Annotated in this window: 21 protein-coding genes and 1 tRNA gene; 9 read left to right on the plus strand and 13 right to left on the minus strand. The window is 52.7% G+C overall.

Annotation, left to right across the window (positions count from 1 at the left end):
* Positions 1–216: 216 nt before the first annotated feature.
* The 6 genes from tilS to Afil_RS04390 form a co-directional block, all read right to left on the minus strand.
* Positions 217–1,428, minus strand: coding sequence for a tRNA lysidine(34) synthetase TilS (gene tilS / locus Afil_RS04365; protein ID WP_230267296.1), 1,212 nt, complete (start codon positions 1,426–1,428; stop codon positions 217–219).
* Positions 1,429–1,537: 109 nt separating this feature from the next.
* On the minus strand, positions 1,538–1,744 hold the full coding sequence (locus Afil_RS04370) for a DUF1146 domain-containing protein (protein ID WP_230267297.1): 207 nt from the start codon (positions 1,742–1,744) through the stop codon (positions 1,538–1,540).
* Positions 1,741–2,589, minus strand: coding sequence for a 4-(cytidine 5'-diphospho)-2-C-methyl-D-erythritol kinase (gene ispE / locus Afil_RS04375; protein ID WP_230267298.1), 849 nt, complete (start codon positions 2,587–2,589; stop codon positions 1,741–1,743). Before ispE ends, Afil_RS04370 begins: the two co-directional genes overlap by 4 nt.
* Complete coding sequence (rsmA, locus tag Afil_RS04380; protein ID WP_255658215.1) at positions 2,579–3,433, minus strand: 16S rRNA (adenine(1518)-N(6)/adenine(1519)-N(6))-dimethyltransferase RsmA; 855 nt, start codon at positions 3,431–3,433, stop codon at positions 2,579–2,581. The genes ispE and rsmA overlap by 11 nt, the downstream gene beginning before the upstream one ends.
* Positions 3,430–3,942 carry a ribonuclease M5 gene (gene rnmV / locus Afil_RS04385; protein WP_230267299.1) on the minus strand — a complete coding sequence of 171 codons (513 nt, stop codon included), beginning with the start codon at positions 3,940–3,942 and terminating at the stop codon, positions 3,430–3,432. Before rnmV ends, rsmA begins: the two co-directional genes overlap by 4 nt.
* 205 nt (positions 3,943–4,147) lie before the next feature.
* On the minus strand, positions 4,148–5,134 hold the full coding sequence (locus tag Afil_RS04390) for a YitT family protein (protein WP_230267300.1): 987 nt from the start codon (positions 5,132–5,134) through the stop codon (positions 4,148–4,150).
* Between the two features lie 285 nt (positions 5,135–5,419).
* Here Afil_RS04390 and Afil_RS04395 point away from each other — a divergent pair, with 285 nt between their 5' ends.
* The 3 genes from Afil_RS04395 to Afil_RS04405 all read left to right on the plus strand — a co-directional run bounded on the left by Afil_RS04395 (position 5,420) and on the right by Afil_RS04405 (position 12,951).
* The gene (locus Afil_RS04395) at positions 5,420–7,864 is read left to right on the plus strand and encodes a PD-(D/E)XK nuclease family protein (protein ID WP_230267301.1); all 2,445 of its coding nucleotides are present in this window, start codon (positions 5,420–5,422) and stop codon (positions 7,862–7,864) included.
* 4 nt (positions 7,865–7,868) lie between these two features.
* Complete coding sequence (locus Afil_RS04400) at positions 7,869–11,156, plus strand: UvrD-helicase domain-containing protein (RefSeq protein ID WP_230267302.1); 3,288 nt, start codon at positions 7,869–7,871, stop codon at positions 11,154–11,156.
* Between the two features lie 466 nt (positions 11,157–11,622).
* Entirely contained in the window at positions 11,623–12,951 is a 1,329-nt protein-coding gene (locus Afil_RS04405) for an NCS2 family permease (RefSeq protein ID WP_230267303.1), read from the plus strand.
* Positions 12,952–13,118: 167 nt separating this feature from the next.
* Here Afil_RS04405 and Afil_RS04410 read toward each other — a convergent pair whose 3' ends face one another.
* From Afil_RS04410 to Afil_RS04430, 5 genes are all read right to left on the minus strand, one after another.
* Positions 13,119–14,798 carry a carbohydrate-binding domain-containing protein gene (locus tag Afil_RS04410; protein WP_230267304.1) on the minus strand — a complete coding sequence of 560 codons (1,680 nt, stop codon included), beginning with the start codon at positions 14,796–14,798 and terminating at the stop codon, positions 13,119–13,121.
* A 242-nt stretch (positions 14,799–15,040) separates the two neighbouring features.
* Entirely contained in the window at positions 15,041–15,679 is a 639-nt protein-coding gene (locus Afil_RS04415) for a DUF4956 domain-containing protein (RefSeq protein ID WP_230267305.1), read from the minus strand.
* Between the two features lie 115 nt (positions 15,680–15,794).
* Complete coding sequence (locus Afil_RS04420; RefSeq protein WP_230267306.1) at positions 15,795–16,496, minus strand: VTC domain-containing protein; 702 nt, start codon at positions 16,494–16,496, stop codon at positions 15,795–15,797.
* A gap of 206 nt (positions 16,497–16,702) precedes the next feature.
* A complete protein-coding gene (locus Afil_RS04425) occupies positions 16,703–17,002 on the minus strand; it encodes a hypothetical protein (protein ID WP_230267307.1) in 300 nt (99 codons plus the stop codon).
* 192 nt (positions 17,003–17,194) lie between these two features.
* On the minus strand, positions 17,195–17,542 hold the full coding sequence (locus tag Afil_RS04430) for a hypothetical protein (protein ID WP_230267308.1): 348 nt from the start codon (positions 17,540–17,542) through the stop codon (positions 17,195–17,197).
* Between the two features lie 290 nt (positions 17,543–17,832).
* Here Afil_RS04430 and Afil_RS04435 point away from each other — a divergent pair, with 290 nt between their 5' ends.
* The gene (locus Afil_RS04435) at positions 17,833–18,849 is read left to right on the plus strand and encodes a serine hydrolase (protein ID WP_230267309.1); all 1,017 of its coding nucleotides are present in this window, start codon (positions 17,833–17,835) and stop codon (positions 18,847–18,849) included.
* Between the two features lie 329 nt (positions 18,850–19,178).
* Here Afil_RS04435 and Afil_RS04440 read toward each other — a convergent pair.
* Positions 19,179–19,267: transfer RNA gene (locus tag Afil_RS04440), tRNA-Ser, on the minus strand.
* 54 nt (positions 19,268–19,321) lie between these two features.
* On the opposite strand from Afil_RS04440, the gene Afil_RS04445 reads away from it, so the two are divergent.
* Positions 19,322–20,488 carry a cation diffusion facilitator family transporter gene (locus Afil_RS04445; RefSeq protein WP_230267310.1) on the plus strand — a complete coding sequence of 389 codons (1,167 nt, stop codon included), beginning with the start codon at positions 19,322–19,324 and terminating at the stop codon, positions 20,486–20,488.
* Between the two features lie 156 nt (positions 20,489–20,644).
* Here Afil_RS04445 and Afil_RS04450 read toward each other — a convergent pair whose 3' ends face one another.
* Positions 20,645–21,505: a DUF368 domain-containing protein gene (locus tag Afil_RS04450; protein ID WP_230267311.1), complete on the minus strand. Its 861-nt coding sequence runs from the start codon at positions 21,503–21,505 to the stop codon at positions 20,645–20,647.
* Between the two features lie 450 nt (positions 21,506–21,955).
* Here Afil_RS04450 and Afil_RS04455 point away from each other — a divergent pair, with 450 nt between their 5' ends.
* From Afil_RS04455 to Afil_RS04470, 4 genes are read left to right on the plus strand one after another with little or no spacing between them, the layout of a single operon-like run.
* Positions 21,956–22,492, plus strand: coding sequence for a helix-turn-helix domain-containing protein (locus tag Afil_RS04455; RefSeq protein ID WP_230267325.1), 537 nt, complete (start codon positions 21,956–21,958; stop codon positions 22,490–22,492).
* Between the two features lie 11 nt (positions 22,493–22,503).
* Entirely contained in the window at positions 22,504–24,090 is a 1,587-nt protein-coding gene (locus Afil_RS04460) for an ABC transporter ATP-binding protein (protein WP_230267312.1), read from the plus strand.
* On the plus strand, positions 24,087–24,923 hold the full coding sequence (locus Afil_RS04465; protein WP_230267313.1) for an ABC transporter permease: 837 nt from the start codon (positions 24,087–24,089) through the stop codon (positions 24,921–24,923). The genes Afil_RS04460 and Afil_RS04465 overlap by 4 nt, the downstream gene beginning before the upstream one ends.
* Complete coding sequence (locus tag Afil_RS04470; RefSeq protein WP_230267314.1) at positions 24,920–26,827, plus strand: extracellular solute-binding protein; 1,908 nt, start codon at positions 24,920–24,922, stop codon at positions 26,825–26,827. The genes Afil_RS04465 and Afil_RS04470 overlap by 4 nt, the downstream gene beginning before the upstream one ends.
* Positions 26,828–26,859: the final 32 nt, after the last annotated feature.

Here is a 26,859-nt window from a genome sequence, read left to right on the forward strand (position 1 = left end):
ATTTGAAGTTTCTTCTTGTTCTGGAAGTTTCTTCAATGCAAAAACGGCCCGTCTGATCCAGAGAGCTTCTGTTCAAAGCTCTTCTCTTTGCACCTGGTCAGGCAGGCGAAAAAGCGTAAGAGATCGGGTCAACGCAATGCGAAATCCTCGGAATCTGGATGAAACACGCGCCCGCATTTTCTTTATTTTCAGCCTGCAGGGCACACGAAGAGGATTTTATTCAAACGCAATGCTTAGGGGAAATTTTACCATAAAAAATAAGGGCTTTTCCACATAATGATAAACATCACAGCCCGTATCCATCGCAAAGAGAACACCTTGATCCGAAGCGATCACCCGATAGAGATCGCGCTCGATAGCCGGGATTTTTCTGGAGATCATGCGCCGGCGAAGATGAAGTCTTCCACCGCGCATTTCAATGGTATCCCCGTTTTCCCACGGACGGATGAGCAGGGGGAAATCGTCATCCGAAACCGAGAAAGTTTCCATACGGGTGCCGTGCGTGCTCAGCTTCATGCCGTACCAGACGTAGTCCATCTCGCAAAGCTGCTGCAGCTGGGCAAGCGAGCCGACATAAAAGGGAAGCGGAGGCGCTTCCTTTTTGCGCAGACAGATTTTGCCGTCCACGTTCTGAATCCAGAAATTTTCGATTTCCTTTCGCCTGCCGCTTTGAAGCTGTTCGATCAGCTCTTCCATATGGCGTCTGGAAAAATGATGCTTCACATGCGCAAAGAGCAGCTGATCGAGAAGCAGCCAGCCATCCTCCCTGTTCAGATCGTCCATCGTTACGCCCTGTCCGCTTCGCGTTTGGGCGTTTTCCTTTCGCCTTTCCAGTTTTCGATTATCGGCTTCCATTTCGCTCAGCCACGCCTGTTTCTGGCTGGCGCTGGCGGGTTCGATTGTTGCGTGGCGGATCTGATTGCGCCGGTAGTCGTTTTGAAGATTGCTTTCGTCAATTCCGTACGGCAGACGGCGCCGGTCCATTTCCTGCTGAATTTCGGCTTTGGAATACGCCAGCAGCGGCCGATACAGCCGAAGGCCTTCGTAGTCAGTCCATTCCTGCAGACCGTAATGGCTGACGATGGCGTTTCGCTCCTTTTGCATCATCCACGTTTCGATCGAGTCGTCCATATGATGGCCGAGCGCAATCGTGTCCGCTCCCGTCATTCGACAGAGCCGGACAAAAAAGCCGTACCGGTCGGCTCTGGCCTGCGCCTGAAAATTGCCGGCTTCATGGACGGCCGGATGCAAAATCCACAGGGTTTTCTGGTGCTCGGCCGCAAACTGACGAACGATCGCCTCATCGCGCGAAGCACTGGGGCGATGGTGATAGTTCACGTGGGCAATAAAGTAGGGGACATGGCGGGATTCGAGAAACCAGAGCAGGGCCATGGAATCCGGACCGCCGCTGACGGCTGCACAGATCATGGCTTTATTGTAGCGAGTGCCCAAAACAATTCACGCAAAAACGGACCTTCGCTTCGCTCCGACCAAAAAGCCGGTGCCAAAGACACAAAGGTCCGAAAGGGAAAACGGCTTAAAAATAAGTCCCGTACATTAAGGAGAAAACGGCCTGTGTACTCAGCCACGCCAGGCCAAGCGAGCAGAGAAAGAGCAGAACGATCGGTCGAGAGCCGCTGTTCTTTCGGGCATCCCTGGAAAAATCCAGACTTTGCAGGCCGTAAAAGGCGAGGCAGAAAAACGCCGCAAAGACGATCATGTACAAAATGCGGCTGCTGTTCATCGAATCGGTCCTATGTACGCGGGATAGACAAAGGGATAAATTTCCGCGAGATTTTCGCAGGCTTCTTCCATGACGTCGTCATCGACGCAAAAGCCCATCAGACACGAACCGGAGCCGGTCATCAGAACGCGGACCAGGCCGTTGTCCTGCATCTGTTCCTTCTGTTCGACCAGTTCGTCGAGCGCTTCAAACGCCTGCGGCTCAAACGCGTTGACCATCGTCTGATACAGCAGACCGATGTCCTTTTTGCGGACCGCATCCGAAACGATATCGATATCTAAAGCCGAAGACGGGGCGCTTTCAAAGCGTGCGAACGCCTCGGGCGTCGAGATGCCCTTTACGCCCTGTACGAGCAGAACCGGAATGTGCCAGTCGCTCGCAATTTCCTTTACCTGTTCGCCGGCACCGCCTATGCGAGTAAAGGCGTTGTGCAGGCAGCAGGGAACGTCGGCTCCGACCAGAAAGCCGAGCCGGTCCATGTCTTCCATGGACAGACCAAGCTGTTCCATGTCGTTGAGCGCCTGAATCAGCGCGGCGGCATCGGCGGAGCCGCCGCCCAGACCGGCTTTGTCGGGAATGGACTTGGTCAGGGTAATGACATAGTGATTTTTCAGACCGGCATGCTCGCGAAGAACGGCCAGCGCTTTATGCAGGGTGCTGCTGCCTGGCAGCTTGAAGCCGACGGCAGAAATGATATCTTCTTCCGTATTGGACGGTTCGATATCGAGTTCATCGTAAAGAGAGACCGGCGCGTTGACCATATCCATGATGTGGTAGCCGTCCGTGTCCCGTACGCCGAGAATATCGAGAGCCAGATTGACTTTGGCATAGGCTTTAACTTTCATAATTCACCTTAAACAGGCGGATGAAATCATCCACGCTCAGCTGCTGGGCCCTGGTCTGCAGGGGAATGCCGGCTTTTTCCAGCATGGCCTGCGCTTTGGCTTTGTCTTCGGTCCAGCCTTGAAGATTGTTATAGATGGTTTTGCGGCGCTGCGTAAAGCAGGCTTTGACCATCGAAAAGAAGCACGCTTCATCTTCTACGGGATGTTCGTTTCGAAACCGAAACTGCAGCACCGTACTGCCGACATTGGGGGACGGCCAGAAGACGTTGCGGTTGACGTCCATGACTTTGCGGATCGTGCAGCGATACTGCGTGATGACGGAAAGCGCGTTGTAGGACGCCGATCCGGCGGTAGCCGCAAAGCGGTCGGCGACTTCCTTTTGCATCATGACGGTAATGGCGGCGATCGGCTCGGTCGCTTCAAACAGCTTGAAGAGAATCGGTGTTGTTACGTAGTACGGAAGATTGGAAGCAAAGCGGACGGGCAGTCCTTCTTTGGCAAACGGCGCCAGAAGCACATTGACATCCACATTCAGAAAATCTTCCTGAATGATTTCGAGATGATCGCTGCCGATTTCTTCTTTTAAAATGGGCGGAAAGCGCGGATCGATTTCAAACGCGATGACTTTTTCGTTGTCTTCGCAAAGATACTGGGTCAGGGCGCCAATGCCCGGACCGATTTCGATCATGACGCCTTTTCCGTCGCCCGAAGCTTCCCGGGCGATTTTTTCAACGACGCCAGGTTCGACGATGAAGTTCTGGCCAAAGCTCTTTTTCGTCTGCGCGTTCCACTTTTCCTGGATTTCGCGCGTCCGGCTTTTGGTAGCAATTGGACGATCGATCATAAAACCTCCTCAATCTGCGTACGGGTGACGCCCATCGCGTTCAGCCGCTTGAAGCACGTTTTCGCGTTGCAGGGGCCGATGCGGAAACGATCGCAGACTTGTTTTCGAAAGGCGGCGTCGCCTGTCAGGCCCAGATCGAGAAAATCGTTCCAGGAAAGGGTGGACAGACGCTCGTCGTACGAAATGAGATGCGAAAGGCTTTCGGCGAGATCTTCGTATTCGGCATGCTCGACGCCGACTTTCTTGTCGGTTTTGGCTTTGTCGCGATCGATATAGGCGTGTTTCACGCCGGGAATTTTGCGGGAAATGATGCTGCGGATGTGTTCGCCCGAGCGGTCGGGGTCGGTAAAGACGATGACGCCGCGGCTTTTCTGCGCCGCCGCGATCCGATCGAGAATCTGACCGGTGACATGACTGCCGCACGTTTCGATCGTGTCGCAGTCAAAGAAGGTTTTCAGCCTTCGCGTATCGCTGCGTCCTTCCACGACAATGACTTCATGAATGTGCATGGACACACTCCTTTCCAGGAAAGAAAAAGATTCGAAAAAGAAATACGTAAAAGCGATTCGTTCCAATGAACCGAAAAGCGATTCCGAACGAAACGTCCTCCCGTATAAAAAGCATAAAAGATAAAAACGCGTAAAAGAATCAGGAGGCAGGAAGAGACAAAAAGCCAGGGAGAGATCCCCTGGAATTGTCTTCTGGAGTACAGACTCAGGCTTTTGGCTTGGCGGAACTGGCCTTGGCGAGTTCAGCGGCCGTTCCGGACTGCGTTGTACCTTCCGGCTTTTTCTGATGATGGAGCAGTCCGGGATTTTTCTGGGGATTGTCGCTCCACGTAAAGCCTTCGCCGCGGACTTCGTGAACGGAGTTGGCGATCACAAAGGCGTGCGGATCGATGTCCGCGATTTCCCGCAGCAGCTGGCCGTATTCACGGTTGCGTACGCAGCACATCAGAACCGGGCGCTCCTGTTCGGACCAGGCCCCCTTGGCGGAAAGAATGGTTACGCCGCGGCTGAGGGTATTGAGCAGGAACGTCTGGATTTCTTTATGCTTATCGGAAATGATCATGACATTCTGCGCGTTTTCACCGCCGAACGTCGAAATCCAGTTGATCGCAAAGGAAGACGCAAAGACAGCGGCCAGACCAATGAGGATGGAATTCAGACCGAAAATCCAGAGACCGGAAAGAATGGTCAGCGTATCAACGATCATGACGCACTGGCCGGTCGGCAGACCGGCGTACTTGTGGATTAAAAGCGCGGGAATGTCCATGCCGCCCGTACTGGCATTGACACGAAAGACCAGACCGAGGCCGGCACCGGTCAGCAGACCGGCATAGACGGCGGAAAGGACGGGGTCCACTTTTTCAAAGGGCGTCACATCCAGCATGGAAAAAAGCGAGACGAGCGTCGGGTAAAGAAATGTGGAAATGAGCGAACTTGCCGCGAATTTTCTGCCCAGACAAAGATAGCCCAGAACGAACAGGGAAATGTTCAGAATGGCAATCATGGGCACGCGTCCAATCGGCAGAAAAGAAGAGAGAACCATGGACGCGGTCGTTACGCCGCCGCACAAAATGTTCTGCGGCAGAATAAAAAAGACCGAAGCAAAGGCCACCAGCAGGTTGCCGGCGATGATCAGAAGCAGGCGGCGCATATTGGAAGCATTAAAATTAAAATAGGAACGAAACGTTTTCATAGATCACACCTTCTGTTTAGTATATCATGCACGCCTGCGCCACAATCTGTGCGCGCGACGCGCACAGAAAATAAAATCCGGCTTTGCATGGCGAAAAGAAATCCCGTGCGTGTCCGGTACCATAAGACTGTATTCCAAGGAAAAACGGTGACAGGAAGCCGCAGAGTCTTCAGAATAAATGCGCAAAATGCGCGCATGAATAAATTTATATTGCGTAAAAATAGATTTTAGTATAAAAGAAAAACAGCCGACCCATTCGGTTCGGCAGAAAGCGAGGGTCATAAGATGAACTTTGAACCCAGCACGACATGGATTGCCCCTTCGGCGCTCCATCTCAGCCTCTATCGAAAAATCATTGAAGAAAACGGAAGCTGCCTCAATCAGAACGTCATGACGCTCGACACCTGGCTTGCCCAGTCGCTGTCCCGTCCCCGCACGCCTCTGATCCGGCTTCTTTACGAATACAGCGCAAGGCTGGACGATCTGTCGCCCGACAACCTGTTTTATGCCTCCCGCAGAGATTATGACTTTCTTCGCGAATGCGAAAACTTCATGCTTCTCTGTCAGCTTTACGATCTCAAGGACTTTCCCGTCCGAACGCGCCGCGAAAAGGATCTGAAGGAAATTATCGACCGGCTCATGCCCGTAAAACTGTGGGTAGACCAGGCGAAAACCCAGGCGTTTGAAGGCGCTTCAAGTCTGCGCATTCTCCTTACGGAAAGCACGCTCATTGACCGGTACTGGATCCGGCTTCTGGTTTCCAAAGGCGCGCACGTTGAAAAAATGCGTCATCATAAGCGGTTTTACTACTGGTCGTGTTCGAATGCGCGCAAGGAAATGGAAGTGTGCGCGGATGCGATCGTCCGCAATAAACTGGATGCTTCGACGTGCATGATCGCACTGGCCGATCCCGAACAGCGCTGGGTGCTGGCCAGAGCACTCGAATCGCGCGGCATTCCGTTTACCTTTATTCAAAATGACGGTTCGCGAAAAATTGTCGATCAGTGGAAAAGCGCGCTGACCTGGGTCATGAAAAAGGATGACGAATCCCTCATGGCGCTTCTGGAGACGCTCTATCCGATGGCCGCCTGCGATCTGCGCCGCTATTTGCGCCTCTTTGGAAACGAGGGGACGACGCTGCAGAGTCTTACATGGCGTCCCAACGCGCTGATCAGCGAAGAAACGTTTCTTTCTCTGCAGGCGCTTGAAGTCAGCGCCTCCCAGTGGAAGCCAGTTCTCGAATCGCTGCAGGCGCTCGATCTGAACTCCATCGACACCATCGGCCGTCTGATCATGGACCAGTCCCCGGATCCCAGTCCGGACGATCTCAACGCCTTTGAAGGCGTCATGAATCTGATTACCGCAGTACGCAGCGAACTGCATAAGCCCGAAGATCTCGCCCTTCTCATTCGCGAACTCGATAATCTGCAGCCTTCGCAGGCCATGAGCGAACTCAACGGGGTTCTGATCGGTTCGCGCGCGCAGATTTGCGGACTGTACGAAAACGTATTTTATATCGGAGCCGACGCAGCGCATTTCCCAGGCTCGCAGGTGCGCGGCGGCATCTTTGATGAAGCGTACATGGACCAGCTGAATTTCCCTTCGCTCGAGACACGCACGCAGGAGCATTTTGAAATGCTTACGCAGGTTCTCGAAGAGCCGGAAAGCCTGTTTCTGATGACGGCGCAGTCCGATTATATGGGAAAAAGCATCGATACGAGCCATGAGCTCAATACGTGGCTCGGTCTGCTGCCCAAGTTCATGGCGCCGGCGGAGCCGATTTCCGATCCCCGGCCGTCCTTTACGTTAAAGGGCATGCACGCGTCTTCGCTGTTTGCTTCCCAGGACGGCATTTTGCAGACTAGACCGCGCTCGCTGGCCGCCTTTGAAGACTGCGCTCTCAAAAACATGCTCCAGTACGGGCTCCGTCTGAAAAAACCGCCGACGGAGCGGGATCTGTTTAAGGTCAGCTCGGATCTGCTCGTACGCATGGTCGAAGAGGCCGGAAGCCGCTTTGGCGTTTCGTGCGATCAGCTGAGCCGCGAGCAGATTGAAACGCTGCTTACCGACGAATTTTCCTTTGCGCGCGAACTGTTTGCCGAGCGCCGCAAGAGTGAACTCGATGCGCTGTATGCGCAGAGTCTTCTTCGCATGGAGCGGATTTTCCATTCGCTCAAGCCGCTGAGCGCCATGAAACTGACGATGGTGCCCGGCAGTCCGGATGTGCAGATGAAGGAAGAGTATGACGGTCTGGCGATGAATATCGAAGGCCCGATTGCCTCTTCGTCCAGAAACCGGGCGGTGTTCAATCTGGTCGATACCGAGCCGTCGCCCTTTGTTTCCGATTCGCTGCCGCAGGCGACGATCAATCTGTCCATGCAGCCTTCGGCCATGCCGCAAAAAGCGTTCGCTCTGCGCTACGGCCGCGGCGCTTCGCCGGTTCTTGCCGAATCCATCGGAACGCAGGAAGCCCTGATAGACGGCCAGCGCGATCATCTGCGCCATGCGCTCGTCGCTCAGAATTTTGGCGAGGACGCTCAGGGCATGCGCGCCGAACTGGCAGGCCGCGTACCGACGTATGTGAGCACGCAGGAAAAACTGAGTTCGCAGGCCGAACAGCTGGCCGACAGCCTGCAGAAAAACGACATTCAGCCGTATCATCGTCCGGCAGCCTGTCAGCACTGCCCGTACAAAACGATCTGCCGCAACGCGGCTCAGGAAAAGGAGTAACGCCATGGAGGATTCCACAAAAAACGAAGCCGTCCAGCAGGCCCTGGAAAACGATGCGCAGCTGGATCGGTCCCAGGACAGCCAGATGCAGGAACTCCCGAAAAAGCCGCTCGTCTTTTCGCCGGCCCAGCAGAAAGTCATCGACTCGCGCAATAAGAATCTGCTGGTCAGTGCCAGCGCGGGCGCCGGTAAAACCGCCGTTCTGGTGGAACGGCTCTGCCGTCTGGTCGTGGACGATCATGTCCCCGTCTCGTCCATTCTGGCGGTGACCTTTACCGAAGACGCGGCTGCCGAAATGAAAGTCCGTCTGAAAAACCGTCTGATGGAAGCAGCGAAAACCGACCCGTCTCTGAATAAGGAAATCGGGGCGCTGGAAACTGCCATGATCTGTACGATCCATTCCTTCTGCCTGTCCATCGTGCAGCAGTATTACTTCGTCGCTGGCCTTCCGTATTCGATGGTCAATCGCATCGATAACGATCTCGCGGACAGTCAGGCGCTTGAGGAAGCGGTGGAGCAGAGCATGCAGGCACTCGATCCCGCCAGAAGCGCCGAACTGCTTCTGTACATGGAAGCGTGCGGTCAGAAGGAAGAACATCTGCGCAGCCGCCTGCTGCGCTATTTGTCGCTGGCCGAAAGCAAGGCCGATCCGGACGGGTGGATGAACGCCTGCCGCCATGAGGCGGAAGACATGTCCGCCTGGTTTTTGAAATACTTTGACGTGCGCTGTGAGGCGCTGATCGATATTTTTGAGGAAATGATCGAAGAAGTGCAGGTCATGGACTTTGCCAAAGCCGCCAAGCAAAGCGAATACATCGAGCGCTTCTCCCGGAAAGTCGAAGCGCTCGAGCGCTGTCGCGAAGCGCTGGCCAAAGGGGATTATGAAGCCTTTGGCGCGCAGTTTATCGAATATGCGGAAACAACGGACAAATTCACGCCCACCATTAACAAGATTTCCTTTAAGGACATTCAGACCGACTCCCGTAAGTTTGAAAAGGAAATCGCCGATGTCCTCTTTACCAGAAAGCAGTATGAGGAGTCCGCAAAACAGATCGAGCGCGTGCGCAATACGTTTATCGATCTGGCCATCGATGTGCGCCGCCGCTTTCAGGAAATCAAAAAGAAAGCCGGCTTTATCGACTTTTCCGATATGGAACTGTACGCATGGAAAATTTTGCAGGATCCCGAAACCGCCAAAGCGCTGCGCGATCGCTTTGAAGTCATTCTGATCGACGAATACCAGGATACGAACGACTTGCAGGAGACGATCATTCAGGCCATCGCCCGCAAAAACAATGTGTTCCGCGTCGGCGATATCAAGCAGTCCATTTACGGCTTCCGTCAGGCCAGACCCCAGCTGATGAAAAATCACCTGGAGCATCCAGGCGAATACGACGAGATTGTAGCGATGCAGGAAAACTACCGTTCCAGCGACAGTCTGATCCGCTTCAACAACGACTTCTTCCGCCATCTGATGAACGTCGACGGTCTTCCTTCCCAGTTTTCGGCCATCGATACGGCGGTAACCGGCAGTGCGCGCCAGAAGGAACAGGCGCAGAAGCCGGTGCGCTTTCTGTATACCGAGTTTGGAAAGGATGCGCGCCTTGGCGAAAGCCTTAGTGCCGCGGGAGCCCAGAAGGAACACCGGGAAAACCGGTTCGATCTGATCGCGCAGGATATCGAAAACCACGTGAAAAAAGAAGGCATCGCCCTGCGCGACATCGCAATTCTTACCCGCTCGTCCACGTCCCACGACAAGATCAAGAAGGCGCTGGAAGCCTGGGGCATCCGTTCCGTGCATCATGTGCGCCATGGCTTTTATACGAACAAGGCGGTGCAGGTCGTTCTTTCCGCCATGCGCGTCATTGAAGACGAACGAAACGACATCGCGCTGATGTCCGTGCTCGCTTCGCCGCTGACCGGCTTTACGCAGCAGGATATTTTGCCGATGCTGAGCGGCAGCGAAGACGGTCAGTCGCTGTACACCCGGCTTCGTCAGAGCGAAAAAGGCTACGAACTGTTAAAAATCGTGCGCGACCTCAAAACGCTGAAGGATCTGAGTCTGCCCGAAATGATTGTCGGCATTTATCAGATCCGCGGCTTTTACGACTATTCCACTTCGGCGCAGGACAAGACGAACCTCGATCTGCTTCTGGAAAAGGCGGTTTCGGCTCAGGGCCTGCTCGATCTGGAAGGCTTTCTGTCTTCAGCCGCGCTCGAAGAAGATCTCGATAAGACCAGTGAAGCGATGCCTTTTGGCAAGGAAGAAGACGCGGTGCATATTTCCACCATTCACGCCTCCAAAGGCCTGCAGTACAAGCTCGTCTATATTCTTTGCGAACAGCGGCAGAGCGACATCGAAGGCATGAGTCCGATTCTGCTCGATGCGGATCTGGGCGTCGCCTTCAAGGCGCTCGATCCGAATACGATGCTCAGTCACAAAAGCGCCGCAACGATCGCCTTCGATACGAAGCGCTTCTTTGAAGAGCAGCAGGAAAAGATGCGTCTGCTTTATGTGGCGTGCACCCGTGCGGAAGAAGAATTAGTCTTTGTCGATACGCTCAAAAACGAAAATCTGTACGACGGCACGCTGAACCTGTATCGAATTCTGGCCAACAACGGCTTTACAAGCTGGTTTTTCTCCCTGTATCATCGAAACCCGATTGATCTGGTGGACTTTGAAGACGTGCCGGAGCTGCTTCAGCGTCCCGATCGCGGCGTCAGCCATCATAAGAAAATTTCCATTCGCCGCTATCAGGGACCCAGACAGATCGTCTATTCGCAGACCGCCTCCAAAACCAAGGCCCACGCCTCCTGGCCCAAAGGCGGCTATGGCAAAGGCGTCGAAAGCGGACTGGCCAAAGAGCGCGGCACCCTCTTTCATGAAATGGCCGCCACATTGCCCTGGCCGTATACGCGCGAGGACGTAGAAGAGCGCCTTCGCCAGTCCGGACTCGGTCTGTCGTCTGGCGATGCGGACTTGCTGCTGCGGCTGAACGACAACGCGACGTACGCGAAGTGGATGGAACTGCCCCATGAATTTGAATGCCCCTACTGTGTCATGGAAAAGGGTACGATCATTCACGGCTACATGGACCTGGTCGTTTTTGACGGCGACACGATCGACATTCTCGACTTCAAGACGGACGCGGCCTTTGATGAACAGTCGCTTGCGGACCGCTACCGCGGCCAGCTCGAAACGTATCGAAAAGCCATGCAGAGCATTCATCCCGACCGGAAAGTGCGCGCCTGGATTTACTCCTTTGAACTGGCGTCTCTGTTCGAAATCTGATCAAAACCGGCCAAAATCCGGATAAAATGTGGGAAAGAAATCCAGATCAGGAAACGATGAATAAATCCTGTACAATGCCCTAATCTTTATTGGATTGCTTTACAGACCGCTTACAGGATGCGAAAAATCATACAGTTTTAAGCAGAACGTAAGACTTGTTTTGAAAGCCTTTCGTTCTGTTATTTTACTTTTCAGGATTGGAAACGAGGACAATGACCGGTAAAACTAGCGGTTTCTGTAGATATTATTTTCCAATCGTCCTTTACTTTTCACTCGAATCCGTCCTTTTTTCAAACGGTGAACCGCAAAAGAATCCCTTTTCCGTACACCCTTACATCCATCATTGACCCATCAAATGTCAGAAATTGAAAAAATATTCTGCTCCATTATACTGTGTGTGTCCGGAAGACAAAGACCGGGATCTTTGTACAAGCGGACAAATGATAAAGGAGGATTCTTCAACCTTATGGAAAAGCTTTTCCATCTTAAAGAAAAAGGAACGAACGTAAAAACCGAGATCATTGCCGGTATTACCACGTTCCTGGCCATGGCGTACATTCTGGCTGTAAACCCGATGATTCTTGGGGATGCTGGCATGAAACCAGAAGCTGTATTCATGGCAACTGCACTTTCTTCCGCTGCTGCCTGTCTTCTGATGGGTCTGCTGGCTAACTATCCGGTTGCTCTTTCCGCCGGTATGGGTGTCAACGCCCTCTTCTCCTATACGGTCGTTCTGACCATGGGCTATTCCTGGCAGGCTGCACTTGCCGCTGTTTTTATTTCCGGTCTTGTATTTGTTCTGATTTCCGTTACCGGAATCCGTAAGAAGATCATCGATTCCATCCCTGTTCAGCTCAAGCTGGCCATCGGTGCCGGTATTGGTTTCTTCATCGCGTTTGTCGGCCTGAAAAACGCCGGCATCATCGTGGCGAACGAATCGACGTTCGTAGGTCTTGGCTCCTTCGTAGATCCGCAGGTTCTGCTGGCTCTGCTGGGCATCATCATCACAATCGTCTGCGTTGTCCGCAAAATTCCAGCCGGCGTATTTGTCGGCCTGATCATCACCGCGGTGATCGGCGTTATCCTCGGCCTTTGCGGCGTAGACGGCATGCCGGCCATCAACGGTGTTCTCACCACAAACTTTGACATGAGCGCTGCCGGTGCGTTCGCAAGCGGATTTGGCGAACTCTTCTCCCATCCGATGAATGCGCTGGTAGTTATCTTCTCCTTCCTGTTCGTAGACTTCTTCGATACCGCCGGAACTCTGGTTGCGATCGGAAACGAAATCGGTCTCGTTAAGGAAAACGGCGAACTCGAAAATGCTGAGCAGGCTCTGCTGGCTGACTCCATCGGTACCTGCATCGGTGCTGCTCTGGGTACTTCCACAGTAACCAGCTTTGTTGAATCGTCTTCTGGTGTAGGCGTAGGCGGACGTACTGGTCTGACTGCCGTAACTACAGGCGTTCTCTTCATTCTGTCCATCTTCATCAGCCCGCTGGTTCTCGGCATGATTACCAACGCGGTAACTGCTCCGGCTCTGGTTGTTGTCGGCGTCATGATGGCGCAGCAGCTCAAGGGCATCCAGTGGGATGATCTGACGATCGCAATTCCGGCGTTCATCACCATCATTTCCATGATCCTGATGTACTCCATTTCCAACGGTATTGCGTTTGGCTTCATCGCCTACGCAGTGTGCATGGTCGCTGCCGGCAAGATCCGTGAAATCCATCCGACCGTATGGATCCTGATGGTAATCTTCGTGATCTACTTCGCTTCGCCTTACCTGATGGCTTAGTCCATACTAAAAAAACAATCGATCGAATATCCGCCTCAGACGGAATCCATACAAAAAAGAAGCAGGGAAATCCCTGCTTCTTTTATATCTGTATCGTAGTGATTTTTTTAATGGATCGCAGGTCGTATGCCGGCCTGCTTTCTGTTTTTCCCGTTCTGGAAAAGGGTTTAGACGGACTGGCTTTTCGACTGGCCATTCTGTGTTGCGCCGGACTGCGCGTCCCAGTCGCCGTACGTGTCTGTATCCGGTCGTCTGGACGGACGGTTTGGACGGCCGCCGTTCTGGCCATTGGAATTTCCGCTTTCTCCATCCGGACGTTCTGGGGGCATCATGCCTTCAAAATCGTCGGGCATGTCTTCCGGATCAAAGTCATCCGGCATGTTTTCGGGGTCAAAATCGTCCGGCAGATCTTCCGGATCAAACTCCTCCCGCATCTGGCCGCGGCCTGGACCGCCTTGCATGCCGCCCGGGCCCATAACGGAAATGTTTCCGACTGTGGTCAGGCCTTCTTCCACAGTAAAGAATTCGCTCTTTGTGCCGTCCAGCCAGAGTTCGGCGTCCTTTCCAGCTGTGAGGTCCTTGCAGGAAAGAGTCAGCGTGATCGAAGCGGCATTGCCTGTCTGGGTATTGTTCCAGGTGATCAGCGTTTTTCCGTTCTGCTTCAGTTCGAGTTTCTTGAAGGAAGAGGCTGCAATCATGACGGTGTTCTGGGCGGCATCAGTCGGTTTGGTCGCCGTCGTGGAAAGACCGACTACCGTTCCGCCGCTGATTTTAAAGGTGCCGCGATCCGTATCGAAGGCGCCTTCCGGATTCTGAAGAGCGGCCGCGTAAATTTCGCCGCCCGAGATGAGCAGATCGCCGTTCGAATCGACGCCGTCATTCGTTTTGGAAACGAGGGTGAGCTTGCCGCCCTGAATGATCAGGCTGTTGGCGGCATTGAGGCAGTCATCGGTACTGTTGATGGTATACGTTCCTTTTTCGATGGTCAGCGTGTCCTTGGATTCGATGCCTTCGCTTTCGGACTGGATCGTGTATGTGCCGTCTTTCAAGGTAACGGCGCCTTCGGCGCGCAGACTGTCGCCCTGGCTGGTGATCGTAAAGGTGCCTTTTTCGATGGTCAGCGTATCGTTGACATCTACGCCTTCATCTTCGGACTGAATGGTCAGATCGCCGTTTTGAATGGTCAGCGCGTCGCTGGCGTGAATGCCGTCTTCTTCAGCACTCAGCGCATACGTTCCGTTTTGGACAACGAGATCTTCTTTGGCTTTGACGGCGGAGCCGGCGGCATCGGAAATCGTCAGTTTCGCGCTGCCCGAAAGGGTCAGCGGCGCACGGGAATAAATCGCCGCGTCAAGAACGGCAATTGTACTGTCTTTGGCATGCGAGTTCGAAGAAACGGTGCTGGCTGCACTCGTTTCGATCGCCACGTCTTTCGCGTTGCGAACAAAGATTGCCGGGCCGTCGGTTACCGAAAGGTTGGCGCCGTCCAGCTTTAAAGTCACGCTCTGGTCTTTGGCGTCCACGACAACCGGATACTTGCCGGTTCTGGTCAGCGTGTACGTGCCACCGTTTACGATTTTCAGACCGGAAGACGCGGAAGACAGATCGATAGTACTGGAAGATACGCTTTGAAGGTCGGCGATTTCAATATCGTCGTCAACTTTTTCGGACGTGTCTTCCGTTTTCTCTTCGTTCTGTTTTTTATTGAACCGATCCTTTTCGTTCTGGATCGCGGAAGAATCGGTTTCCGGCGTGTTTTTTGAAGGTACACATCCCGCCAGCATGGATGCGGCCAGCGCCGCGCCAAGCAGGGCGCGAACGCCATATTTTCGATGGGTTTTAGGCATGGTCTAATGTATCCTGTGTTGGATAGATTTCGAAGAAAAATCCGGATCCGTCCGGATTTTTCTGATTTCAGGCAGAGGGAAATCCGCCTTACCCTTCGGATTTTTGATCCAAAGTTCAAAAAGCAGATGAAAGGATAAAAATGGAATTGTGGGAAAACAACAAGCAAATAAGGTTTTAATATTGTCTTTTATGGACAATATGGATTGGCTTTGCCTGCAGGAAGATTTTCCTGCCTGACTTTTTAGAGCTGTTCGCCGCCGTCGTGCAGATCGAGCAGGGTGACGGAAAGGTTTCCGTTTTCCGCGCGGATTTCGTTGAGCAGGCGCGTACTCTCAAAATGGCTGTTGGGAAGGAACGTATAGGAAAGTTCGTACAGCGTGCCCATGCCGGCGGTTTTCATCTTTTCAAGGTGCACCTTTTTTCCAAAGCGCGAAAGAATGTCCGTATAGACTGCTTCGTTTGGCATGGATTCGGGCACAACGATCTGAATCTGCATGAGGCTGCGGCGCGAAAAAATCCAGGCGGCCAGAAGCATGCAAAGGTCCATGCCAATGCAGAGATCAAGCGCCGCAAGGCTCGCCCCGCAGGCACAGAGCAGACCGGTGACCATCGAGTAAATGATGCAGATCATGTCCGTTCCTTTGGCCGGCAGAGAGCGGAAGCGGACCAGGCCAAAGACGCCGAGGACCGCGATGGACGTGCCGACTGAGCCGTTGACGGCAAGCAGGCACGAACAGACGAGCGGCGGCAAAAAGGCGCAGGTCAGAAGCATGGAGCGGGTCGGCCGAAACGCGGCCAGACAAAGCAGAGCGCCGACAATGCCGATTCCAAACGCGGCAAGAGTCGGAAGAAACAGATTGGTAAAAACGAGTTCAGTCATCGTATGGGTTCCTTTCTAGTGAATTTTTTCTGAAAAAGTCTTTTGAAAGCGGACTGTCTGGGGGAGGACAGTCCGAGACGAATCGGCTGGATCGGGAAAATCGTTTTCTTTCGATTCAAACCGCCGGAAGGCGGTCGGTTTTCTGAATCTGGCGGGCATACGCCGCCCCGGCTTTGGAAAAGGAGCCGGGCACAATGCCGGGACGCTCAAGCAGGCGGCAAAGTTCTAAGGGCAGCGGACGGGAACACTTGATCTCAAAAATGTTCCATCCTTTTTCGAGCAGCGGGACATCGTCGGGATCGCGATACAGACCCGGGCGAACATCGCGATAAAACAGCTGGTCATCAAACGTCAGCCGCAGCGTGGGATCTTCCTTCCACACGTAGCAGAAGCGATGGGCGTACAGCGTGAAGCGCGGCCGTACCGGCCAGGTGTTTAAAAACGAAGCGATTTCTCTAGTGACGGAATTTTCGCCGGCATGTTCTGGATGGTCATAAAAGTTCTGAAGCGAAGCTTTCGTAAACGGGTGCCTTCGCTTAAACGAGCAGCCGCGAATTTTCTTTTTCAGCTCGAAAAAGAAAGCATCCTCCTCGCTATATACGGGCTTGTAGGCGCGCAGTCTGGCTTTGCACTTGTAGTCGGGCTTGCCTTCGCAAAGGCGCATGAGATCAAAGTGTTCGGTATCGAGGTAAATCGTGTAAATATCGCATTCAAAGTAAGTGTCCGGAATGAGGTGCTCTCCGGCTTCTTTTAAAAACGCCGCCTTGGCGTCTTCCTCGATTCGGTATTTCAGTTCTTTTCGAATAAACGTTTCCATGGCCTCATCTTGCCGGGAGCGTTTCAAAGGATTGTTAAAATTCTTAAGAAAATCCAAAGAAGCGAAAAAAAGCCCGTCCTTTTCAAAAAAAGGCAGGCAGACAAATCGATATACTGCAAAAGAGGAACAAAACCGGCAAAACGGCATACAAATGCGAATAAAAAAAGCGCCTGTCGTTCAGGCGCATTAAATCTGGTGAAGAGCGGCTAGTCGGCCTGGGCTTCTTCCCACGTCCGTCTTTCCGGAGAAAGATTATCGACGTAGTAGCGTACCGTCAGCTTGCCGGCAATTCTGGATTTGACTTTGGGTTCTACCACAAAGCAGTCGCCTTCCAGCATCTGCGCCAGCATGGCCTTGCAGGCGCAGGAAAGGTTTTTCGATCCCGGCTCGCATTCGTCCTGCATCTCTTTTGCATTCACTTCAATGTACAAATTCAATGCGTCATGAGCATTCTGTTTTCTGGTTTTCAGATACTGCTCATACTGCTCCTGAGTCCATTTTTCCATCGTTTTGCATCTCCTTTCGCTTCGGCAGCTCTTCGCTAGGAAGAAATGCCTTAGCTATCATAGATTGTTTGAAAGTGATGTCAAATATTGCATGGAAAGGACACAAAATGAAAGCGGCTACGAAAATTCAGGATGGCTGGACATGCGTCCAAACGAGAATGAAAGACGAGGAAAAAGAGTGCTTTTTTGGCGTTAGGGCTTAATGACGGCGTCGGCTTCCATCATGCATTCCGTCATGTCCTTTAAGGATGTCGGCTCGCCGCATTCGAGATTTGCGGCCAGAGAATAGAAGACCAGACTTTCCTCGTTGACCAGAACTTTGCAGCCAAGATCCGCCAGCGCCTTGAGAGGCTTGAGAAGTTTCGAATCCTTGCAGGCGAGAACGACCGCCGAGTTATAGAGCAGGATGGCCTGCGGGACATTTACGCTTTTGGCGAGCGTATCGAGAAAGTCTTCCATCAGCGATTCGCCCAGACGCGGATTGCCCTGACCAAAACGGCTGGAGTTAAGAACGACAATGCGTGCGTTTGATTCTGACATGTAAATCCTCCTTGGATCCGAATCCCGGCGACAGGCCGTATTCGAATTTCTGTTTCCTTGAGTATTATACGTAAAACGAAAGAACCCATTCCAAAACTTCTGCTTTTTGGGCGGTCCGCCTTTTTTGCCCACACGGATCCGGAGAGATTTTTGAATGTCTGTTTTTACAGGCATTCGTTTTTTTATGCACATTGATTTTTACAGGGGCTCTCCGTACAATTTTGAAAGATTTAAAGAAAAGAGTGTTTTCAGGCGCCACAACGCCTGAAAGGAAAAGGGAAAAAGCGGGTATGAAGAGAGTGTGCGGAAAGATCGCTTTGTGTTTGATGGCGGCTGTTCTGGCTGTCGGGCTGTCCGGTACAGGATGCAGTGAACGGCTGATGGCGCAGGAAAACAGGACGGAAATCGATGGAAATGCATCGGTTAAAGCTCTGACATCTTCGCAGGCTTTGCGGGAAATGATGAGCCGCATTCAGGATGGCGTCGATCTGCGGCTGGCCAACGCCATTTCGCCCGGCAGACCGTCCGCAAAAGGCAATGCGCAGGCGCTGCAGGAAGCGCTGAATGAGGAGATGGACAAAATTATGGAAGAATACGCCATCGATGAAGATTCAACGGGCATCGCCATCCATTCGCTGGACGGTTCCATTTCCTGGACGCTCAATGAAGATGAGCTGTATACCGGAGCGAGTCTGTACAAGCTGCCGCTGGCGATGATCTGGTATGACCGCCTGGAGAAAGATCCGTCCCTGCTCAAAAAGCCCCTGCTGTACCGGGCCGACATGTACGAAGATGTCTCTGTTATTGCCTCACGCTATGCGGCCGGTTCGTATATCGATCTTGAAGAACTTCTCGAACAGGTTATTCTGACTTCGGACAATACCGCCGGCCACATTTTGTTTGAACATCTTGGCGGCTGGGAAAAGTTCAAATCGATCATGAAAGAACGCTGGCCGAACCATACAGAAGACAAAGACTTTGTTTCCATGGACAATCTGATGAGTCCGGGCGTTATGGTGGATGTTCTTCTGGAAATCGCAGCTTCGCCTGAGCGGTATGAAGAGCTGATTGAAGATATGGAAAACGCACAGCCGGCCAACTATCTCAACCGTTTCCTCGATCGGCCGATTGCCCAGAAATACGGAGCCTATGGCTCACAGGTCAACGGGGCCGGGCTCGATCTCGAAGCATCCTGTCCGTATGTCCTCTGCGTAATGACCGACGATATTCAGGCGGAAAAATTTGTCGGCGATCTGGCGCTGCGCGTGCAGAGTCTTCTGGATACCGAAGAGAAGCAGGGGGAGTAGTTGAGGAGCGTTTCGGTGTTCCTGTTTCCATTCCCGTTTAAAAAGAATACGATAGGACTAATGGCCTGCGGATGGATCATCGGCAGGCTTTCTTTGACGGTACTCGCACGCGTTCCGGCAGGAAAGCCGCTAAGACACCGAAAATACAAATACGTAAAAAGAAAAAAAACGGAAAAGCAGAACGCGCAAAACGAGGCACATTGGATCGGCGCGCAGTGGGAAAACCAAAGCAGATCCCGAAGCACATGCCAAAGCGAATGCCGAAGCCCAGCGGAAAATAAAAAAAGCTGAAGGCGTGCCGCATGGCTTCCTTCAGCGTTAAGTTCTCGTGGCGGAGACGGTGGGATTCGAACCCACGAGCCCTTTCAGACTACCTGATTTCGAGTCAGGCCCGTTATGACCACTTCGATACGTCTCCGTGTTGCGTTCAATATTCTACCATATATTTTCAGAAAAGAAAGAAGGCAAAATTATGGTTACCTGGCTGGTCAACCGAATTCTCCGTAAGGAAAAAACAGACGATATGACGAAACTGCGTTATATCATCAGCCGGCTCTTAGGCTGGGTGGGCATTGCCCTCAACTTTACACTGTTCCTTTCGAAATACATTATCGGCGTTCTCGTCGGCAGCGTTTCGATCTGCGGCGACGCCATCAACAACTTAACGGACTCGCTGAGCAATGTGGTTTCGATCATTTCGTTCAAGATTGCTGAAAAGCCGGCGGATAAGGAACATCCGTACGGGCATGAGCGGACGGAAACGATCGCCGCGATGTTCATGGGCATGGTCATTGTCTATCTGGGCATCGACATGGTGACGCAGTCTTTCCAGAAAATTATTCATCCGACGCCGGTTCATTTTGAGTGGGCCGCCGTCATCATTCTGGTGCTTTCCATTTCGGTCAAGCTGTACATGTACGCTTATAACCATAAGTACGCGAAGCTGTATAAAAGCGAACTGCTGGAAGCCAACGCCATCGATTCGCGAAACGATGTGATCGGTACGGCGATGGTTCTTCTTTCCACGCTCATTTCCCGCTTTACCGGATTCGATCTGGACGGTTACATGGGTGTCGTTGTATCGGGCATTATTTTCTATTCGGCCTGGGGTCTGCTGCGCGAAGACAGCAACATCCTTTTAGGTGAAGCGCCGACGCCGCAGGAAATGAATCAGATGATCGATCTGATCATGATCAATCCGATGGTCATCGACGTCCACGATATCGCCATCCATAAATACGGTCCCCGCTACAAATACGCGACCGCCCACGTAGAAGTGGACGGCACCCTTAATCTGATGGACGTCCATCAGGAAGTGGACCGAATTGAACGCGAAGTCATGAAAGTCATGGGCATCGAGCTCGTCACACACGTCGATCCGGTTCTTCTGCACGATGAACAGACGACCCGCGCGGAAGAAAAGCTTACGGAAGCCGTGCGCAAAACGAATCCGAACTGGATGATTCAGGACTTCCGCATTGAAGAGACGCCGGAAAATCAGATGGTTCTCTATTTCGATCTGATCGTCCCCTATGACGAAAAGCGTTCCAAAAAGGAAATCGAAGACGTACTGAAATCCCGTCTGAACGACGACAAAATCGCCTGGATGGAAATGCGCATCGTCCATCCGTACTCCTGATTGAATTCTCAGCCCCCATGGCTGGCTTATCGTTTACATTTATTCACACGAAAAGCGCCGGCTCGTTCTTGCAGCGAGCCGGCGCTTTGATATGTCTGGGAAATGGAAATCCTGAAATCGCAAATGAAATTCGGAACAGAGAAAGCGGATTTCTGTCTATTCCGAGAGCCATCCGGCCGCGAACCATCCGGCGGCAGCGGCGACAAGACCGATCAGAAGCTGTCCGATGGAGAAGGACGCCCAGCTGGTCTTGAGCAGAATGGCGATCGGGCTGGCGCAGATCAGGCCGATGATGGCCCACATTGTCTGCAAATGCCATTTGTTCATAATCCACTCGATCAGCTTGGCGATCGCAAAGATGCCAAGAACGACGCCGATCGCAAAGGGGACGCCAAGAATGACGCAGTGACCGATCATGCCCCAGTCGAGCTTGAGCAGAGCGGTGATGCCGTCGGACACCAGGTTGATGACGGGCTGATAGTATCCCATCAGCATGAGCATCATCGAACCGGAAACGCCTGGGATAACCATAGTCGCCGCCGCGATGACGCCGACGATGAATAACATGAACAGGCCGAAAAAGTTCGTATGCAGAACGACATCATTTCCTGAGCTTTCGTTAACGACGGCCAGCACGACGATCAGCACGAAGAAAGCCGCAAAGCAAAGGCCGCAGGAAAGCTTGAATCCCTTATGCTTCACGTGCTTGAAAATCGAAGGCAGAGAGCCGAGGATCAGACCGCAGAAGCCCAGGTTGGTCGCGATCGGCCAGCGCGCCAGCAGAAACGAAAACAGCTTGGCTAAAAGTGCGAGCGCCAGAACGATACCGATCAGAATAGGAAGCAGGAAACGGAAGGACTTTTTGAAGTCCGAAAACAGATGCGTTACCGAATGAATCAGTTTGTCATAGATGCCCATGGAGACCATCATGGTGCCGCCGGAAACGCCGGGGATGATATTGGCTACGCCAATGACCATGCCGCGCAGGACATCCATCCAGAAACTGGAAATTTTCATAATTACCTCTCTTTAAAGCCGGTTCGCAAACCGGCGCTGAAACCCAAGTATTATATAACATCCGCTTAACACCCGCCGGGCCGACCTGCCACGGGTCTTCCTTACAGTTTTGTCTGACAGCGTCTGCAAAACGCATCCTCAAAAGAAAACTGTTGTCCAATAATCAGAAAAAAGCCGGCAAAAACAAAGCCGCAGGCGATGCCCATCGGCATAAAAAGAACGCTTTCAGACCCTCATCGCAGAAGGCGGTTTTTCCTCGATTTACGAAAACGGGGTGCGAATGTAAAAAAATTCGATTATTTGACGTTAGAAATTGCAATGGAACGCATCGCGCATATAATGGGCTTTGCGTTTATATAAGTTATATTCTTTGTTTAGTATTGCTAAACAGCGACTGAGCCCGCAAGGGCTTGGCGGTATGGACGCCCCGGAAAGGAGAGGACAATGGATTTGAAAATCGGAGCGCGGATTCGCAGCCTCAGGCAGGCGAATTCCCTGACGCTTGAAGAGCTCGCCAGCCGATGCGAGCTGACCAAGGGATTCCTCTCCCAGCTCGAGAGGGATCTGACTTCGCCTTCCATTTCTACGCTGGCCGATATTCTGGAAGCCCTGGGCACCAGCCTTCCGGAATTTTTCAGCGAAGAGCCGGAAAGCCAGATCGTGTTTCGACAGGATGATTTCTTTGTCGATGAAAGAGACGATCATACGATTACCTGGATCGTTCCCAACGCGCAGAAAAACGAAATGGAACCGATCCTGGTCCGCATTGAACCGTTTAAATCCTCGATGACGACAGCCAATCATCAGGGGGAAGAATTCGGCTATATCCTTCGCGGAACCGTCTGTCTGACGTTTGAAGACGGACGGCGCATGACGGTACGCACCGGCGAAACGTTTTATACCGACGGCAGCGTCCGCCACTGGCTGGAGAACCCCTATAAAACGCCCGCACTCGTTCTGTGGGTTTCGACACCTCCGGTGTTCTAGAAAGGAAAGAGATGGAAAAAGACAATACCCTGATTCAGTTCAGGAACATCCAGAAGAGTTTTGATGACCAGATTATTCTCAAGGGCATCAATCTCGACATTAACAAAAACGAGTTTGTCACTCTGCTTGGCCCTTCGGGATGCGGCAAGACGACCCTTCTGCGAATTCTTGGAGGCTTCCTTTCTCAGGATGAAGGAGAAGTTTACATCGAGGGAAAAGAAATTTCTTCGCTGCCCCCGTACAAGCGGGAGCTGAATACGGTCTTCCAGAAATACGCGCTCTTTCCGAATATGAATGTTTACGAAAACATCGCGTTCGGTCTGCGCATCAAAAAAGTATCGGACGACATTATCGAACAGAAAGTCATGCGTATGCTTCGTCTGATCGGACTGGAAGGCTATGAAAAACGGGAAATTACCCAGCTTTCCGGCGGCCAGCAGCAGCGTGTGGCCATCGCCAGAGCGCTGGTCAATGAACCGAACGTGCTTCTGCTCGACGAACCGCTCGGCGCGCTGGACTTAAAGCTGCGCAAGGAAATGCAGTACGAGCTCAAGCGCATTCAGCAGGAAGTCGGCATTACCTTTATTTTTGTTACCCACGACCAGGAAGAAGCCCTGACGATGTCCGACAAGATCGTCATCATGAAGGAGGGCGAAATCCAGCAGGTCGGCTCGCCGGTTGAAATTTACAACGAACCGGTCAACGCCTATGTCGCCAACTTTATCGGCGAAAGCAACATTTTGCCCGGCACGATGGTCCAGGACGAACTCGTCCGCTTTGACGAACAGGATTTTGAATGCGTCGACAAGGGCTTCAAGCCCGGCGAAGCGGTCGATGTCGTCATCCGTCCCGAAGACATTGATATCGTTCCCGTCGGTCAGGGAAAACTGACCGGTACCGTGGAATCGGTTCTGTTCAAGGGCATGCTTTACGAAATGATGGTCGAAACCGTACCAGGCACCCACGTAACTGTGAACATGCACATCACGACCGAAGATGCCAACCAGAAAGACGACGGCCACATCCACATTTCCGGAAACAGCTTCTATCTGGACGTGGAAGATATGGAAGGCATCGAAGAAAAGGATCTGATCGCCCGTGCCGACGCGCAGGCCTGGAATGACGAAACCGATGAACAGCTGTCCATCGAACACGTCGAAACCGACCTGGAAAACAAGATCGGTACGTATTCGATTACCTTCACGACGCAGGGCGGCCTGTCGATTACCAAGACCATTCAGGTCATCGACCAGCAGATCGTCCGCGATGAAAAACGAAACGAGGGCGTTTCCGCCTTTAACTTCTTTAAATCCAAGGATGAAATCAAGGAATCCGTGGCGCTTGATACCGACCTGAAAACGTGGGCGAACGCGCAGGGCTGGCGTCTGAACAACGAAGACCAGTCCATTCCGCTCGATGTCACCTACGATTTCGATCCGGAAAAAATTGAACCGGGCGTTTACCCGGTAACGTTCTGGACCAAAGGCCGCGAGTTCAAGATTCATACGACGGACTTTTATAAGGAAGGTTCCCGTGTCGGTCTGACGTTTGGTCCGGAAGACATTCACGTCATGGAGAAGGAAGGCTATACCTCATGAAGACCTGGCGCAGACTCGCAATCCCGTATCTGATCTGGGGAACCGGGATGCTGCTGCTCCCGATGCTCCTGATCGTGTTTTATTCCATTGTCCAGCCGGGAAACGAAGTCACGACTTTCCGCTTTTCTCTGGACAGCTACATCCGTTTCTTTACGGATCCCAACTTTCTGATCATTCTCGGCCGCTCGCTGAGCGTTGCGATCAAGACGACCGTTCTCTGCCTGCTGATCGGCTATCCGGTGGCGTACTGGATCAGCCGCTGCAAGCAGAAGACGCAAAATCTGATCGTTCTGTTCATTACGCTGCCGATGTGGATCAACATGCTGGTAAGAACGTATGCCTGGATCGGCATCCTTTCCAAAGGCGGACCGGTTTCGATTGTCCTGAGCTGGTTTGGCATTAAGGACGCGGAAATTCTGTATACCGAAACCGCCGTTCTGATCGGCATGGTCTACAACTATCTGCCGTACATGGTGCTGCAGATTCACGCGTCGCTGACCAAAATGGATCCCTCGCTGGTCGAGGCGGCCAGCGATCTGGGCGCTTCGCCGTTCCAGACGTTCTGGCGGGTTATTTTCCCGCTGTCGATTCCGGGTGTCATTTCCGGAATTACCCTCGTCTTTCTGCCGGCGATTTCCGCCTTCTTCATTCCGAAACTGCTCGGCGGAGGCGGCTGGTTCCTGATTGGAAACGTCATTGAAAACCAGTTCATCACCGTCGGCGAATGGAACTTCGGTTCGGCGATTTCCGTCATTATGGCGATGATGATGATGATTCTGATGTCCCTTGTCCGCAAGGCGGACCGTAAGGCGGCCAAGGAGGGCAAAGCATGAAAAAAAGACGCCCCGTCGGCGCGCTGCTGACGACGCTGATGATGATCTTCTTTTATGTGCCGATCCTCTTCATGATCATCTTCTCGTTCAACAGCTCCAAATCGCTGACAAGCTTTACCGGCTTCTCGCTGCGGTGGTATGAGCAGATGTTTGCCTCGCATGACATGATGAATTCGCTTTATGTCACCATCGTCATTGCGGTTCTGGCCACCGTCATTTCGACGATCGTCGGAACGATCACCGCGATCGGCCTGCGCTATTCGAAAAAGCTGGTGCGCTCCTACGTCACGCAGATCAACGATCTGCCGATGATGAACCCGGATATCGTGACCGCGATCGGTCTGATGCTGCTGTTCATCACCTTCCATATCGAACGCGGTTTTGTCACTTTGCTTCTGGCGCACATCGCGTTCTGTACGCCGTATGTCATTCTTTCGGTTACCCCGAAACTGCGGCAGCTTGACCCGAACCTGGCGGATGCGGCCATGGACCTTGGCGCCACGCCGTTTCAGACGCTGACTAAAGTCATCGTTCCGGAAATCATGCCGGGCATTGTCTCGGGCGCACTGATCGCCTTCACGATGAGTTTTGACGACTTCATCATTTCCTACTTTGCGACGGGAAAAGGCGTCAAGAACCTGTCGATCATGGTGTACACGATGGCCAAGCGCGTCAATCCGTCCATCAACGCGATTTCCACGCTGCTTGTCGCTCTGATCACGATCATCTTGCTGGCGGTCAACATCATCCCGGTCGTTCGCAAGCGCATGGAAGAAAAGCGCATGAAAGACCCCAATTACGTGCCTTCGGCACACAAGCACACCGCGCGCAATTCGCTGATCGGTGCGGTCATTGTCGCGCTGGCGTGCTGCCTGTTCTTCTTCCGCCCGGATCGCGGTACGCAGGCGTTTGCGGGCCAGACGCTGCATCTGTATTTGCCTGGCGAATACATTTCGGATGAAATGCTTTCGAACTTTGAGCAGCAGACCGGCGCTCAGGTTGTCGTGGACAACTTTGACTCCAACGAACAGATGTACATCAAGGTGGCGAACGGCGAATCCTTCGATGTGCTGATTCCTTCAGACTATATGATTCAGCGTCTGATCGACGAAGACCTGCTGATGAAGCTCGATCCGGAAAAAGTCGATGAAGCGATCGTTCAGCTCGACGATCAGGTATGCGATCTCGCCTACGATCCCGGAAACCAGTATTCCGTTCCGTATTTCTGGGGTACGGTCGGCATTGTGTACGACAAGGAAAAAGTGTCCCAGGAAGATCTCGAAAAAGACGGCTGGAACATTTTCCGCAATCCGAAGTACAAAGGCGATGTATACCTGTACGATTCGGAGCGCGACCAGTTCATGTCCGCTCTGAAAAATCTGGGCTATTCGATGAACACGTCGGATTCCCAGGAGCTCAAGGACGCCTTTGACTGGCTGAGCGATGTGGTCCGCACGATGGAACCGGAAATCGTAACGGATGAAATCATCGACAACATGGCCAACGGCCGCAAGGCGCTGGGCATGGTGTATTCCGGCGATGCGACGTACATCCTTCAGGAAAACGACCAGATGGGCTACTATCTGCCCAAAGAAGGCACCAACCTCTGGGTCGATGCCATGTGTATCCCGAAGAGCGCGGCCAATCCGGAACTCGCCTACGCCTTCATCAACTACGCAGCGTCCTACGAAGCGCAGATGATCAACTCGTCCTACGTCGGCTATACCGCGACCAACAAGGAAGCGGAAGACGAACTGGCAGCCACGGAGTTTGACGGCACCAACGCCTACATTCCGCGTACCGGCTATGCGAAGGACGAAGTCTTTGAATACAATCCGGACAGCCGCAAGACGATTGCGCAGTACTGGAGTCAGGTCAAGATCATCGCATCCAACAGCCGCTAGCCAGCGTGTCCTGAAGCGAAAAAACCGATGGA

It is taken from the genome of Allobaculum fili, assembly GCF_020969955.1.
In the GTDB taxonomy this organism is placed as follows: Bacteria; Bacillota_I; Bacilli_A; order Erysipelotrichales; family Erysipelotrichaceae; genus Allobaculum; species Allobaculum fili.

Coding starts and splice junctions, on each gene's coding strand:
- Afil_RS04445 (WP_230267310.1), top strand. CDS start 19,322: ATGGTTACCTGGCTGGTCAACCGAATTCTCCGTAAGGAAAAAACAGAC.
- Afil_RS04370 (WP_230267297.1), bottom strand. CDS start 1,744: ATGAACAGCAGCCGCATTTTGTACATGATCGTCTTTGCGGCGTTTTTC.
- Afil_RS04435 (WP_230267309.1), top strand. CDS start 17,833: ATGAAGAGAGTGTGCGGAAAGATCGCTTTGTGTTTGATGGCGGCTGTT.
- rnmV (WP_230267299.1), bottom strand. CDS start 3,942: ATGCACATTCATGAAGTCATTGTCGTGGAAGGACGCAGCGATACGCGA.
- Afil_RS04465 (WP_230267313.1), top strand. CDS start 24,087: ATGAAGACCTGGCGCAGACTCGCAATCCCGTATCTGATCTGGGGAACC.
- Afil_RS04410 (WP_230267304.1), bottom strand. CDS start 14,798: ATGCCTAAAACCCATCGAAAATATGGCGTTCGCGCCCTGCTTGGCGCG.
- Afil_RS04395 (WP_230267301.1), top strand. CDS start 5,420: ATGAACTTTGAACCCAGCACGACATGGATTGCCCCTTCGGCGCTCCAT.
- Afil_RS04405 (WP_230267303.1), top strand. CDS start 11,623: ATGGAAAAGCTTTTCCATCTTAAAGAAAAAGGAACGAACGTAAAAACC.
- Afil_RS04430 (WP_230267308.1), bottom strand. CDS start 17,542: ATGTCAGAATCAAACGCACGCATTGTCGTTCTTAACTCCAGCCGTTTT.
- Afil_RS04400 (WP_230267302.1), top strand. CDS start 7,869: ATGGAGGATTCCACAAAAAACGAAGCCGTCCAGCAGGCCCTGGAAAAC.
- Afil_RS04425 (WP_230267307.1), bottom strand. CDS start 17,002: ATGGAAAAATGGACTCAGGAGCAGTATGAGCAGTATCTGAAAACCAGA.
- rsmA (WP_255658215.1), bottom strand. CDS start 3,433: ATGATCGATCGTCCAATTGCTACCAAAAGCCGGACGCGCGAAATCCAG.
- ispE (WP_230267298.1), bottom strand. CDS start 2,589: ATGAAAGTTAAAGCCTATGCCAAAGTCAATCTGGCTCTCGATATTCTC.
- Afil_RS04460 (WP_230267312.1), top strand. CDS start 22,504: ATGGAAAAAGACAATACCCTGATTCAGTTCAGGAACATCCAGAAGAGT.
- Afil_RS04470 (WP_230267314.1), top strand. CDS start 24,920: ATGAAAAAAAGACGCCCCGTCGGCGCGCTGCTGACGACGCTGATGATG.
- tilS (WP_230267296.1), bottom strand. CDS start 1,428: ATGATCTGTGCAGCCGTCAGCGGCGGTCCGGATTCCATGGCCCTGCTC.
- Afil_RS04415 (WP_230267305.1), bottom strand. CDS start 15,679: ATGACTGAACTCGTTTTTACCAATCTGTTTCTTCCGACTCTTGCCGCG.
- Afil_RS04390 (WP_230267300.1), bottom strand. CDS start 5,134: ATGAAAACGTTTCGTTCCTATTTTAATTTTAATGCTTCCAATATGCGC.
- Afil_RS04420 (WP_230267306.1), bottom strand. CDS start 16,496: ATGGAAACGTTTATTCGAAAAGAACTGAAATACCGAATCGAGGAAGAC.
- Afil_RS04450 (WP_230267311.1), bottom strand. CDS start 21,505: ATGAAAATTTCCAGTTTCTGGATGGATGTCCTGCGCGGCATGGTCATT.